The organism is Amycolatopsis sp. NPDC026612, from assembly GCF_040638285.1.
In the GTDB taxonomy this organism is placed as follows: domain Bacteria; phylum Actinomycetota; class Actinomycetes; order Mycobacteriales; family Pseudonocardiaceae; genus Amycolatopsis.
The window spans coordinates 13644-29673 of record NZ_JBEZYB010000026.1; the positions used below are offsets into that span (position 1 = coordinate 13644).

At 68.5% G+C, this 16030-nt stretch carries 14 protein-coding genes and 2 pseudogenes; 7 read left to right on the top strand and 9 right to left on the bottom strand.

The window, feature by feature from the left end; translation table 11 throughout:
• Positions 1 to 67: 67 nt before the first annotated feature.
• A complete protein-coding gene (locus AB0F15_RS23305) occupies positions 68 to 691 on the top strand; it encodes a LuxR C-terminal-related transcriptional regulator (RefSeq protein WP_360273829.1) in 624 nt (207 codons plus the stop codon).
• Between the two features lie 6 nt (positions 692 to 697).
• Here the strand turns inward: AB0F15_RS23305 and AB0F15_RS23310 are convergent, their stop codons facing one another.
• Positions 698 to 1345 carry a response regulator transcription factor gene (locus AB0F15_RS23310; protein ID WP_360273831.1) on the bottom strand — a complete coding sequence of 216 codons (648 nt, stop codon included), beginning with the start codon at positions 1343 to 1345 and terminating at the stop codon, positions 698 to 700.
• 255 nt (positions 1346 to 1600) lie between these two features.
• Between AB0F15_RS23310 and AB0F15_RS23315 the strand changes: the two genes are divergently transcribed.
• Positions 1601 to 1933 (top strand): hypothetical protein, encoded by a 333-nt coding sequence (locus tag AB0F15_RS23315; protein WP_360273834.1) that lies wholly within the window; start codon positions 1601 to 1603, stop codon positions 1931 to 1933.
• 14 nt (positions 1934 to 1947) lie between these two features.
• Here AB0F15_RS23315 and AB0F15_RS23320 read toward each other — a convergent pair whose 3' ends face one another.
• Positions 1948 to 4203, bottom strand: a complete 2256-nt coding sequence (locus tag AB0F15_RS23320; protein ID WP_360273837.1) for an NB-ARC domain-containing protein — start codon at positions 4201 to 4203, stop codon at positions 1948 to 1950.
• A gap of 268 nt (positions 4204 to 4471) precedes the next feature.
• Here AB0F15_RS23320 and AB0F15_RS23325 point away from each other — a divergent pair.
• Positions 4472 to 4768: pseudogene (locus AB0F15_RS23325) on the top strand (transposase); the annotation flags it as partial.
• Positions 4769 to 4829: 61 nt separating this feature from the next.
• Here the strand turns inward: AB0F15_RS23325 and AB0F15_RS23330 are convergent.
• Positions 4830 to 5207 (bottom strand): hypothetical protein, encoded by a 378-nt coding sequence (locus AB0F15_RS23330; RefSeq protein WP_360273840.1) that lies wholly within the window; start codon positions 5205 to 5207, stop codon positions 4830 to 4832.
• Positions 5204 to 6400: an NAD(P)/FAD-dependent oxidoreductase gene (locus AB0F15_RS23335; RefSeq protein ID WP_360273843.1), complete on the bottom strand. Its 1197-nt coding sequence runs from the start codon at positions 6398 to 6400 to the stop codon at positions 5204 to 5206. Before AB0F15_RS23335 ends, AB0F15_RS23330 begins: the two co-directional genes overlap by 4 nt.
• A 178-nt stretch (positions 6401 to 6578) precedes the next feature.
• Here AB0F15_RS23335 and AB0F15_RS23340 point away from each other — a divergent pair, with 178 nt between their 5' ends.
• Positions 6579 to 7262: a TetR/AcrR family transcriptional regulator gene (locus AB0F15_RS23340; RefSeq protein ID WP_360273845.1), complete on the top strand. Its 684-nt coding sequence runs from the start codon at positions 6579 to 6581 to the stop codon at positions 7260 to 7262.
• A gap of 72 nt (positions 7263 to 7334) precedes the next feature.
• Here AB0F15_RS23340 and AB0F15_RS23345 read toward each other — a convergent pair whose 3' ends face one another.
• Complete coding sequence (locus AB0F15_RS23345; protein WP_360273848.1) at positions 7335 to 7769, bottom strand: peptide deformylase; 435 nt, start codon at positions 7767 to 7769, stop codon at positions 7335 to 7337.
• A gap of 25 nt (positions 7770 to 7794) precedes the next feature.
• Between AB0F15_RS23345 and AB0F15_RS23350 the strand changes: the two genes are divergently transcribed.
• Positions 7795 to 8031, top strand: coding sequence for a hypothetical protein (locus AB0F15_RS23350; RefSeq protein WP_360273851.1), 237 nt, complete (start codon positions 7795 to 7797; stop codon positions 8029 to 8031).
• Positions 8032 to 8456: 425 nt separating this feature from the next.
• On the opposite strand, the gene AB0F15_RS23355 is transcribed toward AB0F15_RS23350, so the two are convergent.
• On the bottom strand, positions 8457 to 11768 hold the full coding sequence (locus AB0F15_RS23355; protein ID WP_360273853.1) for a hypothetical protein: 3312 nt from the start codon (positions 11766 to 11768) through the stop codon (positions 8457 to 8459).
• A gap of 353 nt (positions 11769 to 12121) precedes the next feature.
• Complete coding sequence (locus AB0F15_RS23360; RefSeq protein WP_360273856.1) at positions 12122 to 12619, bottom strand: hypothetical protein; 498 nt, start codon at positions 12617 to 12619, stop codon at positions 12122 to 12124.
• A gap of 181 nt (positions 12620 to 12800) precedes the next feature.
• Between AB0F15_RS23360 and AB0F15_RS23365 the strand changes: the two genes are divergently transcribed.
• The gene (locus AB0F15_RS23365; RefSeq protein WP_360273859.1) at positions 12801 to 13211 is read left to right on the top strand and encodes an Lsr2 family protein; all 411 of its coding nucleotides are present in this window, start codon (positions 12801 to 12803) and stop codon (positions 13209 to 13211) included.
• Positions 13212 to 13733: 522 nt separating this feature from the next.
• On the opposite strand, the gene AB0F15_RS23370 is transcribed toward AB0F15_RS23365, so the two are convergent.
• Complete coding sequence (locus tag AB0F15_RS23370; RefSeq protein WP_360273862.1) at positions 13734 to 14282, bottom strand: TetR/AcrR family transcriptional regulator; 549 nt, start codon at positions 14280 to 14282, stop codon at positions 13734 to 13736.
• 63 nt (positions 14283 to 14345) lie between these two features.
• Here AB0F15_RS23370 and AB0F15_RS23375 point away from each other — a divergent pair, with 63 nt between their 5' ends.
• Complete coding sequence (locus tag AB0F15_RS23375; RefSeq protein WP_360273865.1) at positions 14346 to 15278, top strand: SDR family NAD(P)-dependent oxidoreductase; 933 nt, start codon at positions 14346 to 14348, stop codon at positions 15276 to 15278.
• A 252-nt stretch (positions 15279 to 15530) separates the two neighbouring features.
• Here AB0F15_RS23375 and AB0F15_RS23380 read toward each other — a convergent pair.
• A pseudogene (locus tag AB0F15_RS23380) lies at positions 15531 to 15917 on the bottom strand (Gfo/Idh/MocA family oxidoreductase); the annotation flags it as partial.
• Positions 15918 to 16030 lie beyond the last annotated feature (113 nt).

The window sequence follows — 16030 nt, forward strand, 5'->3', positions numbered from 1 at the left end:
AAGCGGTGGGGAGCCGGTGGGTCGGCTCCGGCCGGATCTCGTGCTGCCGCGACGCTTGGAGGAGCTGGTGGACGACGTTCGCGTGACCGTCTGTGCTCAGGATCCGATCACCCGGGCGGGCCTGGTGAACTGCCTGCAGGCGCGGTCCGGTGTGGTCGTGAACGAGGGGCTGGACGGGGAACGGACCACGGTCGTCGTCGCGGCGTTCGACGATTTCACCCCGGAAGCCGTCGTCGAACTGCGGACCGTGACCGCCGGCTCCGCCAAGCCGGTCATCCTGCTGGTGGACGCGGCCGAAACGCCGGTTTCGCTGGCCGGAGCGGGATTTCGCGTGGTCGCGATCCTGCCGAGGGCAGCGGCGTCCGACGACCGGCTGGTGTCCCGGATCCACGCCGTCGCGGAGGGGACTTCGGATATCCAGGCGGACCTGGCCGGTCAACTGCTCGTGCAGACGGACCGGCTCCAGCGAGAGTTGCTCGGTCCGCCCGCGGCACGTGCGAGTGTGCTCGACCAGCGGGAGATCGACGTGCTCCGGATGATGGCGGACGGGCTCGCCACCCACGAGATCGCGCGCCGGCTGAACTATTCCGATCGCACCGTGAAGAACATCGTCTACACGGTCACCAGCCGGCTGCGCCTCCGCAACCGTTCCCACACGGTGGCCTACGCGATTCGAGCCGGGATCATCTGACCTTGCTCAGATGATCCCGTTGCGGATTCCGTGAGCGACCGCGTGCACGCGGTTGTGCAGCCCGAGCCGGGTGAGCATCGAGTGCAGGACGTTCTTCACCGTGCGTTCGGAGAACGCCAGCATCAGGGCGATTTCCGCGGTGTCCAGTCCGTCCGCGAGGAGCCGCAGGACGTCGGTCTCCCGGTGCGTGAGACCACTCAACGTGAGGTCCCGCGGAGCGAGCACGTTCTTGTGCAGCTGCGACAACGAGCGCAGCAGGCGTTCGAGGTGGGCGGCCGGAAGGCGTGCGTGGCCGCGATGGGCCTCACTGATCGCCCGCAGCAACCGGGCAGGGGTCGCCTCGGCCAGCGGCAACAGGATCGTGAGCCCGTTTTCGATCGCGGCCCACAGGTCGTCCTGCCGGACGTCGTCGGCGATCAGCACAAGCCGCCGGGACGAGGTCAGCACGTCTCGCAGGCCGGATCTCGCGGCGACGACGACGACGTCGGCTCGGCCGGCGTCATCGAGCACTTCGATGCCCGGCCGGTTCCGGAGCTCACCGAGAAGCCCGGTGCGCAGGAGCGGATCGGGAGCCAGCACGGTCACGCCGATCAGGGCACGCCGTACCTCCGGCGCATTGGTGCGCCCGGTCGTCGGGGCAGCTTGGGCGGACATGGGATCAACAAAGCGGTTCGGGGTGGCGATCGCAAGACCGGACGGGGGGCAGGTTTCCCGCGCGGGAAACCTGCCGGTAGCGGCACGGTGCGTTGTTCGTGCTTCCCGGATGCCCCTGCCGGCGGGACGTTGCCACTCGTCCGGCGGTCATCCCGGGCACGATTCACCGCCCGAACGGCGGACTGTGCCAGGACGGTCGCCGTGCCGCGGGGCAACCGCCCATACTGGCGACCGACATCGGAAGAAAGCCCGGAGGTGACCGAGATGCCGGCCGAGGAACTGCTCAGGGCGTTGGAACTCGAGGGAACCGCGGCCGGCGCCATGCTGGCACCCGGCGGCTGCGACGAGCGCGTCCCCGGGATCGCCGCCGAGCTGGATCGGTGCGTGGATCGGCTCGTGGCCGGGGTGGCCAAGCAGCCGACGCCGTACACGCAGACCATGTACGTCGATCTGCTGATGGGGTTGACCCTGACCGCCGAGTCCCTGCGCGCCCGGCACTCCGGTGACGGCGCGTCCGCCGTCCGCCACGCGGCGAAGGCGTCCGAGTGCCTCACGCGAGTCAGCATGCAAGACATGTGCAGCGGGTGACGGCGTCGCTCGGTTCATCGGCCCGGCGAAGACGGTGTGCGCTCCAGTTCGGCCAGAACTTCTTCGCGGCGCAAAGACACGTTCTGCTCCGTCAGCGCGTCCAGGGCGAGGTTCAGGCATTCGCGGGCTTTCGGGTACTCGCCTGCCTCACGCCACGCCGTGCCTTCGTGAAAAGCGATGGTGGCGACCAGGTGCGCGCGATCCCCCGCGGCGTAGGACGTATACGCCGTCCGGGCCTCCCGGTAGCTTTCCGCGGCTCGTCGCCACTGCTTCAGCTCCTTCAACGTGTGGGCGATTTCTTCCACGACGAATCCGATCATCCACCGGCGGGATTCGGGCGAGGCTCCATCGCGGTGTCTCTCCGCGTCCTCGATCAGCTGCTGAAGCACCGCAAGCGCCTCGTCACAGCGGCCCGTCGCCCGCAGCACCCGGCCCAGCCGGTAGCGCAGAGGGGCCTGCATGGACCACCATCCGAACTCCTCGGCCAGCCGGGTGGACTCCAGCGCCTGCTCCCGCGCCTCCTCGGACCGCCCCAGCCGCATCAGCGTCGTGCCCAGGTACGCATGTGCCCACGCCTGCTCCTGCCGGTCGTCCACCTCCTGCGCCACCGCGAGCGCCTCCTGGTGCGTGCGCAGAACCGGTTCGTCGTCGCCCCGATCCCGCCGGGCCCAGCCGAGGAAGTTCAGCAAGGTGGCCAGGTCGCGCCGGCTCCCGAGCGTCCGCGCGGCGGCAACGCCGAGACCGAAGATGCGGTCCCAAGGGTGCCTCATGAATCGGGTGTCGGAGTACCAGTGCATCGCCTTGGCCAGCTCGAGCACCTCGTGCTCCCGGCCCAGCCGCATCGCCAGCTCCTGCGCGGCCTGCCAGTTCCCGGCCTCCAGATCCAGCCATCCGGCCGCCTCGTCCTTCGAAGCGAACTGGTGGTTCTCCCGGGCGTCGGGAAAGAACTCCCGGCCGGCGGCGATCGCCGTGCCGAGGAGATGGTCGAGCACGGCGCCGGTCAGCCGCTCGCGCGCGGCCACCTGCTCGTCGGCCTCCAGGCGCTCCGCGGCGTAGATCCGGATCAGGTCGTGGAACTGGAAGCGACCCGTGGTCTGCGTGGCCTGGACGAGGTTGGCCTCGGCGAGCTCTTCGAGGTGCAGGCGCACCTGTGGCTCGGTCGCCGCCGAGACGACCTCGGCCAGCTCGATCCCGAAGTCCGGTCCGGGCACGGCCGCCAACCGGCGGAACAGGACCCGCGCCGCGGCCGACAGCCGGCGGTAGGAAATCTCGAAGGCGGAGCGGACCTGCAGGTCACCCGAGGACAAGGAGCTCAACCTGAGCCGCGCGTCGCGCAGCTCGTTGACGAGGTAGGCGAACGACCAGTGCGGGCGGTTCGCCAGCCGGTTGGCCGCGATCCGGACCGCCAGCGGCAGGTGTCCGCACAGCCGGACCAGCTCGGCCGCCACCTCGGGCTCGGCTTCGACCCGAGCGGAGCCGACGGTCACCGAAAGCAGTTCGACGGCCGCCGCCCGGCTGAGCGGGTCCAGCCACAGCCGCCGGACGTGCTCCAGCCCGCCGAGCGCCCGACGGCAGGTGATCAAGGTCAGGCAACCGCGGCCGGTCGCCAGCAGCGGGCGAACGTGCGCTTCGTCGGTGGCGTTGTCCAGTAACACCAGTACGCGGCGGCTGTCCAGCAGGACGCGGAGCAGGCTTGCCTGCTCCGGCTCCGAAGCGGGGATCTGGGCCGGCGTCACGCCGAGCGCACGGAGCAGCCGATCGAGTGCGCCGCGTACAGCAAGCGGCTGGTCATCCATGCCGCGCATGTCGACGAAAAAACAACCGTCCGGGAATCGGTGGCTCAGTTCGTAGGCCGCGGCGACGGCCAGCGACGTCTTTCCCACGCCCGGAGGTCCGATGACGGCGACGACGCCGCCGGCGGTCGCTTCCGCGCGCAACCGGGCGAGATCACGCACCCGCCCGACAAGGGACTGCACTCGCGGCGGAAGCGCACACAGTGCCGCCGCGGAGAGGTTCGGAACGCGACGCCGGCCTTCCTTCGCGGCCGCCAGGAAAAGCTCACGCTGCGTACCCGTCAGCGTCAAGGCAGCGGCGAGCACCTCGGCTGAGCGTTGCTTGGCTCCCTGGGCGCGGCCGCGCTCCAGGTCCCGCAGCGCGCGGATGCTCACCCCGGCGAGCCGGGCCAGCGCCGCCTGGCTGAGGCCGGCCGCCCGGCGATGGCTCAGCAGAAGCTTGCCGAACGCCGACGACTGCTCGTTCACCTCGTCCATGACCGTCCCCCTCGCCCGTCACGCTCCGTCGCCCCGGTAGAATATCGGCACCGGGGAACCTGCCCCCTCCGCGCCTTGCTCCTTCGTACCGCGACCGCTTTTGTCGGATGGCCGGACTTCGCCGCCCCGCGAGCGAAAGAACGAAACCCGAGAATCGTCGAGACCGCAGCACGCCCGGATCATATCGTGCAGAACTCCGTGCCCGAATACCCGCCCGGGCGGCGAGCGGTCCTGACGTATCAGGGCCACCGGAAGGGAATTGCGCGTGAAGCACGCAGCGGCGATTCGTTTATGGCGCAATGCTTGGGATGAGTTCACGCCGTTCCTCGACTACGACGTCGAGATCAGGACGATGATCTGCTCCACGAACGCGATCGAATCGCTGAACGCCCGCTACCGGCGGCCGATCCGCGCGCGAGGGCATTTCCCGACCGAGCAGGCCGCGATGAAGTGCCTGTACCTTGCGACCCGCAGTCTGGACCCGACCGGAACCGGCCGCGCCCGATGGACGATGCACTGGAAGCCAGTGATCAACGCCTTCGCCATCACGTTCGGTGACCGCTGACCGGAAGCCGAAACCTACTGATCAACAACGCCGGAAACACCGATCACGGGACAGACCCCGATCAGATTGCGTTCGCCTTGAAGCGCAACAGGTTTCCCGACGGGTCACGCGCTTCCAGCCCTTCTACCGAGAGCGCGTGGGGATAGGCGGCCGCGGCGAGCCGCTCGGCCAGTGCGCGCACGTCCTTCGCCGCGGGCAGCAGCAGGTCGACGCCGACGAGGTGCGCGGTGTCCTCGGGAGCAGGCTCTCCCCGTCGGGGCTGAACCGGTTGGCGAGGACGAGCAGGGCCACACGCACTGCCCGCCTCGTGATCGAGCACCTGCCGGCCGCTGGACCGCGCGTAGTAGTCCAGGCTGCGGTCCAGGCTGGCGACCGTCAGTTCGACGGCGCCCAACGTCAGGTTCGCGTGCAGCCGACCGGTCGTCCCGTTGGTCGTCATTTCTTGTTCTCCTTGTTCGTGCCGGCGAAAAGGCGCTCGAACGGTTTGGTCAGGGTCGAAAAGACAGACATACCCTTGAAGAACATGATCATCTTAATCGGTCGGCCGTCGACGAACATCAGATCGAGACCTTTCTGCGACCCCGCGGCCGATTTGGCGCCGCGTGGGAACATCGTGTTCTCGTATCGGGTGAGTGCGGTTTCGACGTCGGAACTGCCGAGGATCTCCCGCGCCAGGTCGGCGCCGTCGATCAGCGCGATGTTGGCGCCTTCGCCCGCGAACGGCGACATGAGGTGCGCGGCGTCGCCGACCAGGGTCACGCCGGGAACCCGTTCCCAGCGCAGGCCGGTCGGCAGCGCGTAGATCGGCCGGGGCCAGATGGCGCCGTCGTCGCACTCGCGGATCAGGTCGGTCAGGGCCGGGACCCAGTCGGGAAACTCGCGCAGCAGCCCCGCCCGAGCGGATTCCGGTTCGCGCCAGTCGATACCGCTGTCGGCGACCCAGTTCTCGGGGACGCGCAGGCCGCAGGCGAACGCGATGGTGTTCCCGCCGTGCCCGCCGATGCACTTGTTGTCCGACAGCGCGAAGAAGCTCCCCCGCCCGGTGAGTGCGAGCGCGTCCGGGTGTTCGGCCACCGCGTCGGTCAGGCGCATCTCGACCAGGGTGATCCCGGTGTAGCCGGGCTTCTCCGGAGTCAGCAGGGGCCGGATCCTCGACCACGCGCCGTCCGCGCCGACGACGAGATCGGCGCGGATCGCAGAGCCGTCCACGAACTCCAGTGCATGCCCCGCCGTGACGGGCCGCGCGGCGACGACCTTGCGCCCCCAGTCGATCGTGCCCGGCTTCAGCGACTCGACGAGCAGCTGCCGCAGTTCCGTCCGATCGATTTCCGGCCGGCCACTGCCGCCCACCGGTTCGCGCCTGTCGACATGCACTCGCCCGGTTTTGTCGAGCAGGCGCATGTCCTCACCGCCGACGTGCGTACGAGCGCGGAACTCCTCGTAAAGGCCGGCTTCCTTGAGCGCGACCTGCCCACTGTCCTCGTGAATGTCGAGCGAGCCGCCCTGCTGACGAGAATCCGGCGTGGCGTCCGCTTCGTAGACGGTGACCGGTATTCCGTTCCGCTGGAGAATTCGCGCGCAGACGAGACCGCTCAGGCCCGCGCCCACAATGGCGATACTGCGTGTAGACATGCTGATTCACCCCTCTCCTCATGGAGAAAACGTTTCCGTGGCCGACAAAAGGTGCTCGCGACCGGACGACGCCCGCTGCCCCTGAGCGCCGGGGTGGCCACCTGGCGAACAGTATTCGTGACAAACACTGTTCGTCAAGTAGTTGACGAACAGTGTTTGTCACGAATACCATTTGCCGGTGCCCCAGCGTGATCCCTTCGGCGCCTCCGGAGTTCAGAGCCGCCGTACCAGACCGGCGAAACCGCCACTGAGCCGCGACGCGATCGTCGAGGAGGCGCTGCGCCAGATCACCTCGGAAGACGACGGCACGATGAGCCTCCGCAAGATCGCGAAGGCACTGGACACGGGCCCGGCCTCGCTCTACGCCTACGTCAAGGACATGAGCGAACTCCAGGCGCTCGTCCTCGACCGCGCACTGGAAGCCGTCAAGGTCGACGAGACAGCAGGCTCGTGGCGCGACCGCCTCGAAGCGCTGCTCCGCTCCTACATCGAAGTCCTGATGAGGAGCCCGGCTGTCGCCATGATGGCCTTCCAGACCACCGCCGTGGGACCCAACGCGCTGCGCATCGCCGAAGCCCTCCTCGAACTCCTCGCCCAAGCCGGCGTCGACCAGCTGAACGCGGCCTGGGCCATCGACATGCTGACCATGTTCGTCACCGCTACCGCGGCAGAACACGCGGATGGCACGGCCCCGGGAGCACCGGACGGCCCTGTGGCCCAGGCGATCAACCGCGCTCCGGCGAACGACTACCCCCGCATCCACGCCGCACGGACCGAGATCATGTCCGGCACCGGCGACGAGAGGTTCACGTGGTCGGTCGACGTCCTCGTCCGCGGCATCCTCTCACGCGCGCAGTCCTAGCCCAAGTTTCGGCGCAATGGGTGCCAGGCACCGAAGAGGAGGGCGCCGGCTTCTTCGCGAGTTCTTCTGTCCCTACCCCGACACCGTCGCGGGCGCCGAACCCACCGAAAGGTCGCCGCGTGGGTTGCCGACGTCCTCTGCGTCACCGACGTCGAGCTCGCGCTCATCGACGACCGCACCACGGACGCCGTCGGTGTATCGCCGGCGGATCGGCCGGAGGCCCTTGCGCATCCGGTCGGTGTAGAACTTGCCGTGCAGGTGGTCGACCTCGTGGCCAACCAAACGAGCGATTCCGCGCTCGAACACGGTGATCTTGGTCGTGCCGTCGATGGCGGCGTGCTCGACGCGGATGATGTGCGGTCGTGGGACCTGGCCGCGGACGTCGAAGAACGGCAGGCATCCCTCATACTTCGCGACGAACCTTCCCGGTGCACGTGACTGTCGGCGCGTTGCTGGTCCACAACGATGCCGAGATCCTGCTTGTCGACCCCTGTTCGCCTCGTTCACCGGCGAACTCCTCGACCCCTCGAACGTGATCAACCGCCTGACCGAGGCAGTGACCGCGGTCGGCTACGAGTGGGTGACCAGCCACGTGTTCCGGAAGACGGTCGGCACCGTGCTCGACGAGGCCGACCTGCCGATCACCGCCATCGCCGACCAGCTCGGCAACACCCCCGCGGTCGCGGAGCGCCACTATCGGAAGCAGCGAATGGCCAACGCGGGGAACGCCGATGCCCTGGAGACGATGATGCCTGCGGCGACGCGGTGACGGAGTTCTTGATCACCAAATCCTCCCTCCAGGCGTCGCCGGCCCACAACGCAGAGAAGCCCAGGCCGTTGGCCTGGGCTTTCTCGTCTGGAAGCTCCCCCGCCCGGACTCGAACCAAGAACCCTCCGGTTGACTAGAGGTTCTAGCCACCGGTCGACGTCAGTCGAGCCAGCTGGGATATTTGCATTCGCTCATGCCCTGATTCGGTGTCAGTCGGCGCCAATCGGTGCCGTTTATGGAGCATAAATGCTCCCTCGTTCGGGTTTGCCTACCTGATGGAACCGCTGTGCTCCCCCAGCGGCACGGTATGGATGGATGATCCATCGCTTAGCACGAAATCATCTCGGGCCAGCTCCTCGTTTCGCCAACCGTCACCGAACTCCAGGCCCACACCGAAAATGATCGTGACCTACCTTGCCTGCCCGTTAGTCGTCGTCGGTTCGGCCGCGTTGGTTCCCGGGGACGGCCGGCACGGCGCCGGACGTCGTCGGCCGGGCTTGCACCTCGACCCACTGCGGCACGTTGCGCAGCACCTCTCCGCCCGCGGTCACGTCGCCCATGTTTCCGTAGCGCACGCTGATGTCGCCGTAGCCGATGGCGATGCGATGGCGACCGAACGAGATCGACTTCGCGGCCCGCTCGGCGACGACCCCCTCGCTGAGACCCGGGTTCTCGGCGCGGATCCGGGCGAACTCCTTCTGGAAATTGGCCAGGTTCTTCCAGGCAAGGAGCCCGTCCATATTGGCAGGACCGCGACGGAAGTAGCGCCGGAAGGCGTCGAGCGCAGCGCGGAGGGATTCCTCCGTCCACCCGAAGCCCCTGGCGGTGAGCCGCACGGGCGTTCTGTCCGGCATGGTCGCGTTCGTCGGGTCGATCGTGAGGTGGGGGCCGCCCTTGGGTGCCCCATTGGCGTCCAGCTCGACCTCGGCGACGCCGTACTGGGCGCCAGTTTGGGTGTCCGTCAGGTCGCAGACCATCCCATGCCCGGAGCGGTCGGGCTCGAGGTCGCCGGCCTTGATCCTGTCCGCGTTGTCCACGACCACTTCGAGGCGGCCGCCGGGAGGCGGCCGGTAATCGCTGGTCCGGCGCGTCTCCGCCGGGTCCACGGTTGTCCCCCGGCTGGGGATCCGGTCCGTGATGCCCTTGATAACGCCGTGGAAGATCCCGATGATCAGCGTGTTGGCGACCAGATGGTCGTCCCATTGACGCCCGGCCGCGAGGTTGGCGACCACCGTGCCGACCCCCGCAGCACCCATCACCAGCAGGGTCCCGCCGACCAGCCCGAAACCGTAGAACGTCGCGGCCAGGCCGGCGGCCCCGACGAACGCCCCGAGGATCGCGGCGTGACCGACGCCGTCGTACCAGTGGCGGTCCGGGTTGGGATCCAGCAGGTTCCCCGTGATCTGGGCGGCCGCGAATCCGGCGGCACCGGCCGCGGCACCGACCAGGAGGACGACAGCCAGTGCCGGGAGGCTGAACGGGGCGGACGCGATCAGCAACGCGACACCGACCCCGACGCCGATGGCGACGACCGCCCCGACGACCAGGGTGAGGACGAACCTCCAGTCCGCCATCCCCTTGATCGCCTGCCACGTGTCCGACAGCTGGTGCGACACCCAGCTGCCCAGCCTGCCCAGCCAGCTGTCCTGGGCGTGCGCGGCATCGGCCATTGCGGCCGGAACCTCACCGCTGCGGTCGTTCGCCTGGCTGATGGTGGCGTCGGCGCCCTCGTGAAGCTTGCCGGTCGCCTGGCCGACGCCAGCCTGGATGCTGCTCCCGAGATCCCCGACCGTGCGATCGACGTCGGCGACGACCTTGTTCACGTCGCCGGTCACCTGGGTCTTGGCGGCGTTCACCGTCGCGTCGGCTTGCGACTTCGCGGTGTCGGCGGTCGCGGTGAGCCCTGTCTGCGCTGTGGACCGCAGCCGGCTCGTCGCGTCGGCAGCGTCGCCCGACAACGCCTGTCCCGCCAGCCGGGCGCCGCCGGCTGCCTGCTGGACCGCCGCCGCCGCGTCCTGCTGTTGCGACGTCGCCGATGCGTCGAGCCCAGGACCGAGCTGATCGAGGCTGCCGAGGGCCGGGTGATCACCGCCGTGCTGTCCCGATGCGTCAGGTGCGGTCATGGCCGGGGTCTGCTCGGCCTGCCGTTGGGCCTGTATCGGCGGCGCGGGGTTCTGCGCCGCCGAGCCGGCGAGCGTGGTGATCGCATCTCGGCCGGCCTCGTCCAGCATCTGGCTCGCTTGCCCGGCGATCTTGGCATGGGCGGCGAGTCCCGCGGAGAGACTTGCATCGACTGCGGCCTGCCCCTCGGCCAACATCGCCGTCGCGCGGCCGCGAGTCGCCTCGTGCAGGTTGTCGAGCGATCCCATCACTCCGGTGCCGGCGGCGCCGACCTGCTCGTGGCCCTGGCTCACCACCGCGCCGATGCCCTGTTTCGCCGCCGTCAGGACACCTCGCACGCCTTCAGCGGCGCCGTCAGCGGTCTTGCCGATGTTGTCGACGGTCGGCTGTTCTTCCGCGTTGACCTGCTCCTTCGCCTCGCCGGCCTGCTCCGGCAGGTGCTGAGCGGCGTCGTGAGCGTCCTCGCGGAGTTTGCCGGCGTAGTCATGGGCGACTTCTTGCACGGCGGCGGCCTTGCGCTCGGCAAGATCGGTGTCGCTTTCCATGCGGCGCTGGTTTTCCGCCTCATGACGCCCGAGCGCGAGCACCCGTTCAGCCTGCTGATGGGCGTGGTCACCGGCCCGGCGGGCCTCGGCCTGACCGGCTGTCCCGATGTCGTCGCGGGCGGTGGTGAACACAGCTTGTGCCCGTCGGCGCCCGTCAGCCGCGATCGCGCCGAGGCGAGCCGTCTCCGCCTGACTCACCTGGTCGGCCTTCGCCTTTGCCTCAGCACCGTGCGCGTCGACCGCACCCTGCGCAGCCTGCTGATCCTGGACGACAGCGGCCTTGGCAACCCGGAATTCGGCCTCCGCGGCGTTCCTGCCCTCCTCGATGCCCCCGGCGACGGCACCCCGCTCCTGCGCGGCGACGCCTCGCAGCTCGGCGGAGGCCTGCTGCGCATTGGTGACGGCCCGCTGCCGAAGCCCGTCGATCCGGCCGGCGATCGAGTGGCCCAGACCGACGAGACCGGGGTGGGATTCGGCGAAAGTGTGGAGCTGCGAGAGGGCCGCATCGCTTTCGGGGCCACGCCCGTTCGCCTCGTCCATCGCGATCGCCAGCTCGTCCGGATTGGCACGGCCCGCCGCTGCTTGCCCGGCAATCGCGGAAGATGTCTGCTCAGGTGCGATGTTGTCCTGGGGCGGCGATGGCACCTGTACCGGTGGACGCGTCGGCATCGGCGCGTCGAGCGCGGCGCGCAGCGACGTCTTCGCAGATTCCGCCGCTGCCTGCCCCTGTTGCCGAGCATCCTGCCGGTCGGATGTTCCCTCTTTGGACCGGGATTCGCGCTCAGCCTGGCGGCGGCTGTTCTCAGCCGGACGGTCACCGCTCCCACGGGCACCGGCGGCCGCCTCGGCCATCCGGCCGAACGCCTCGCGCGCCGAGTCGACGGCCGCCTGCCCTCCGGCCGGTTGCCGCTGAGTACTCAGCGCCTTCCCCGACCCGACCAACCCTGCGACAGCGGCATTGCCTGCAAGACGCTGGAGAGCGACCAGGTTGGCGGCAGGGTGTGGTCTTCGCTGACGGCTCCCGGGCTCCTTGGGCTGTGCGGCGCCGCGCTCACCGACCTGCCGCTTCATGGGAGGCCTCCGTTGCACCCGAGTTCTCCTCGCCGAGGCTACGCGGCACATTTCCTCCAGCAGGGATCCGTTTGGCCAGCGCCAAGGGCAAACAGGCCTGCCCGAATGGTCATCCGACTCGTGGATCGGTCGAAGTGCTTCACAGCAAGTCGGCGGGATCAAGCAGCAGAAACCCCAATCCACGGTCCAGCGCCGCGGCGGCGGAACGGTCCGCTTCGACGGGATCGGCGACTTGAGCCTGGCCACCATCGCAGCGGACCTGAGTGCCCGCGGACACAGCAGCGTCGCGGGGAGTCGGCGTGGTCATGCCCACGTCATGTGGATCGATTCGACATGCCCGCGGGTCGACACCGTCAACTTGGATGGCGGCGGCGCCGAGCGCAGCAGCCGCAATCCGCCGAAATCCGACCACCAGCGCTCGGCCGACTGATTGGTATCCGACAAGCGGCCACGCGCTCCGCCCAACGGTTCGTTTGGGCGGATGGACAAGCATCAGCGCAGCTCAGATCTGCGAACTGAATCAATGGTTTCACAACGTTACATGTGTTCAGCACGTTAATTTGCCCATTGTCTCCGATCAGGATGCCGGCAGATTTCCGAACATCGACACCTTCAGCAATACCGACATCCTTCGACGTATTCGTTCCAGCCACCGCGACCTCGACCACGTCGGGAGAATCGGATTGTCGTAAGCTACTTATCGTCTCGTACAGGTTATCTACAGCCGCACCCGAGGCCCTGGCACCGCTCCGCAGCGACGCCGGCGGCAGGTGCACCGGCCGGGCCAGCACAAGCTCCGCACGTGCAACTTGCAGATCCGCGTTGCCGCCTGGCGCCTTTTCCGGCTTCACGGTGGCTTCTCTTCCCGCAGATCGCGATTCATGTCAGTCACGCACCGCGGTGACCTATTTGATGCGAGCCGCCGGCAAGGAGGGAGAAATTTCCGCGATGCGGGGGTTGTGTATACACTCCACAGAGGAGCACGATATTCGTGCGCTCACCTACTGGTATATACCGCATCAAGGAGCAGGAATGGCCCAGAAGGTCCTCGTCGAGATGCTCGACGACATCGACGGCACACCCGCCGCGCACACGATCCCGTTTTCCCTCGACGGCGTCACCTACGAGATCGACCTCTCCGAGGACAACGCCGCCACCCTGCGCGACGAACTCGCCCGATACATCGGCGCCGCCCGTCGCACCGGCGGCCGCAAGGTCCGCGTCGCGACCGGCCGGTCGACCACGACCGCCACTGACCGCGAACGCAATCAGCAGATCCGGACGTGGGCCAACGCCAACGGCTACGACGTCTCGGAGCGAGGACGTCTCTCCTCCGAGGTGATCGCCGCGTTCGAGCAGGCCCAGGTCGCCGAGGCCGAAGCGCCCGCGAAGGCCCCGCGCAAGCGCGCCCCGCGCAAGAAGGTGGCCGCCGCCAGGAAGTGACGACGATGACGGCCGATCACCGGGGAGAGATCACTGCAGTCATTCCGTCGGCGACGAAGACACCTCACCCTCGTCGCCGACGGCCACTTCTCCCCGCACCATCTTCCCGAATTGCGGATCAGTGCTGAACCGGATCCGCACCCCGACCGCCGAGCGCGGCACCCACCCGTGCACTGGCCGCACCCGCCCCAGTTGATGCGCGAAGCCGAGCACCGCCCGCGGTGACGGGTCGGAGGTCGCCGTCGGCAGCAGCTCGAACCGGACACGGGAGCGGAGGTGGTGGGAACGGAGGTGTCGGTGGAGGAAGAAAACCGCGATCAGGGGGAAGTTGACGCTGGCCAACATGTGCGAACGCGCCGCCAACGCGAGGGCCACCGCTCGTTCCGCTCCAACTCACCGACGTCATGACGGTTCCGCCTTCCTCGCTTGCCCCCTCCATGAGACAAGGCAAGGCCTCGATTCGGGACCTTCCATGCGCGTCGGGGCGTGAACTTGGGCAGCGACAGGCCGACCCACGCGCCGTCAGGGGACGAGGAGGTGAACCGCAGTGGCCATACGGCCGAGATACGCTTCCCGAGTTTCGACCTGGTGCTTCAACCCGACCGACGCGCTGATCAACGTCTGCGCGACACCGGCTGCTGTCTCTCCGCCCACCGCCGCGACGACGAGTTCTTCGAACCGCTTCGGGGCCGTGTCGGTGATCGCCCCGAGCAGGTCCGGATTCTGCTCGATCACCGCCGGGACGTCGCGGCTCATCGGCCCGACATAGCGGCCGGCCCACCGGTCGAACGCGCCGACCAGTCGCTCCCGCAACGGCTTGCCGGTATCGGCGAGAATCTCCTCGGCCGCCGCGAGGTCCTGCTCGATCGCCCGGGTGACCGCCGCCCGGAACAGGTCCTGTTTGGACGAGAACAGAAAGTACAGCCCAGGCCGGGAGATCTGAGCCACGCGCGCAACTTCCTCCATGGAAGTTTTGCGGTACCCGTACCGGGCGAACGTCAGCAGCGCCGACTCGAGCACCGCGTCCCGGCGACCGGTCTCGGTGGCGTCCGGGGCTTCGGGAACGACCATGGCACGACTGTACGACGTTCGACTTCACTATACAAGTTCTGTTCAGTACGTATAGTCGGTCGTATGACCGGGCCTCAGCTCATCACCACGCCGTTCACCGCCGCCAGCACCGCGGACGACGTGCTGGCGGGCGTCGATCTCACCGGCGTTCGTGCGATCGTCACCGGAGCGTCATCCGGGATCGGCGCGGAAACCGCCCGCGTGCTGGCCGCCGCCGGGGCCGAGGTGACCCTCGCGATCCGGAACACCGCCGCGGGGCCCCGTTCGCGGGTCGCCCGGCTCGACCTCGCCGACCCCGTGTCGGTCCGCCGGTTCGTGCGGGAGTGGGAGGGACCCTTGCACCTGCTGGTGAACAACGCAGGCATCGTCACCGCCGGACCGGCCCACACCGCGCAGGGCTGGGAGCTGCAGTTCGCGACGAACCACCTCGGCCACTTCGCCCTGGCCACCGGCCTGCGCCCAGCACTCGTCCGCGGCGCCGCGGACCGCGGCGAGGCGCGGATCGTCTCGGTCAGTTCGACGGCGCACATGCGCGCCGGCGTCGACTTCGCCGACCTGCACTTCGAACACCGCACGTACGACCCCCAAATCGCCTACGCGCAATCGAAAACGGCGAACTCGCTGTTCGCGGTGGAGGCAACCCGCCGCTGGGCGGCCGACGGGATCTTCGCGAACACCGTCAACCCCGGCGGAGTCGCGACCGGACTGCAGCGGAACTTCACCCCGGCGCAGAAGGAATCCCTCGCCGCGGCCGAAGCCGCGGGCATCTTCACCTACAAGACGGTCGAGCAAGGGGCGGCGACGAGCGTCGTCGCGGCGGTCGCACCAGAGTTCGCCCACACCGGCGGCCATTACCTCGACGACGCACAGGAGGCGTACACCGTGCCGGACGCCGCCGAACTCGCCGACCACCCGCACGGGGTGAAGGCATGGGCCCTCGACCCGGCCACCGCGGAGCTCCTCTGGAAGGTGTCGGCCGACCTGACCCGGGACTGACCGCAGTTCAGCTGGCGCCGACGATGACGTCCGCCTCCGAAGAGGCGATTCACCTGACAGGCAAGCCTCAAGGAGCACAACCCGGTCGAGCCCGACGATGCGGTCAAGAACTCGCTGGCCGCGTCGCGCCCAGAGCTCGTCCGATGGAGTCGACCCGGACAGGCTCCCCGAAACCCGCCCGGCCGCGCCGGAAGCCACCGTCTCGTGCAGCACGCGGTAGTCCGGGTCGAACCGGCGCTGGAAACCCACCTGCACGCGAGCACCCGTGCGGCGGGCCGTCTCCGCGATCGCACGCGCCTCGGTCAACTCGGCCGCGAGCGGCTTCTCGCAGAAGACCGCGATGCCCTTCGCCATCGCCGCGTCGAGCACCTCGGACCGCGCGGACGCCGGTGTCACGACGACCACGGCGTCGACGTCCTCGACGAGCGCCGCCGCGGTCGGGCGGACCGAGCCGCCGACTTCCCCGGCCACCCTCCGCGCCGCGTCCGGATTATTGTCGCAAATAAGCAGTGAATTAGCGGGAAGCATTCGTGCGAGATTCCTGGAATGCACCGAACCCATCCGGCCAACACCGATCAAACCGATTCTCATCGTCACCGAAATCCCCAGAATTTCACGCCTGCCGGTCATTACCGTCATCGTATCCTCAGAGTATTCCGGGCAAGTCGATCGGTCAATCAACCGGGAGTTCCGGTTGACCAGTGCGAGGGCCGGACACGTCAAAGCACCGGTCCGCCGTCGAAGATCCGGCG

What these genes read in the sequence shown, in the direction of transcription:
- AB0F15_RS23310 (WP_360273831.1), bottom strand. Translation starts at nt 1,345, where the DNA reads ATGTCCGCCCAAGCTGCCCCGACGACCGGGCGCACCAATGCGCCGGAG.
- AB0F15_RS23320 (WP_360273837.1), bottom strand. Translation starts at nt 4,203, where the DNA reads ATGGACGAGGTGAACGAGCAGTCGTCGGCGTTCGGCAAGCTTCTGCTG.
- AB0F15_RS23330 (WP_360273840.1), bottom strand. Translation starts at nt 5,207, where the DNA reads ATGACGACCAACGGGACGACCGGTCGGCTGCACGCGAACCTGACGTTG.
- AB0F15_RS23335 (WP_360273843.1), bottom strand. Translation starts at nt 6,400, where the DNA reads ATGTCTACACGCAGTATCGCCATTGTGGGCGCGGGCCTGAGCGGTCTC.
- AB0F15_RS23355 (WP_360273853.1), bottom strand. Translation starts at nt 11,768, where the DNA reads ATGAAGCGGCAGGTCGGTGAGCGCGGCGCCGCACAGCCCAAGGAGCCC.
- AB0F15_RS23365 (WP_360273859.1), top strand. Translation starts at nt 12,801, where the DNA reads ATGGCCCAGAAGGTCCTCGTCGAGATGCTCGACGACATCGACGGCACA.
- AB0F15_RS23370 (WP_360273862.1), bottom strand. Translation starts at nt 14,282, where the DNA reads ATGGTCGTTCCCGAAGCCCCGGACGCCACCGAGACCGGTCGCCGGGAC.
- AB0F15_RS23375 (WP_360273865.1), top strand. Translation starts at nt 14,346, where the DNA reads ATGACCGGGCCTCAGCTCATCACCACGCCGTTCACCGCCGCCAGCACC.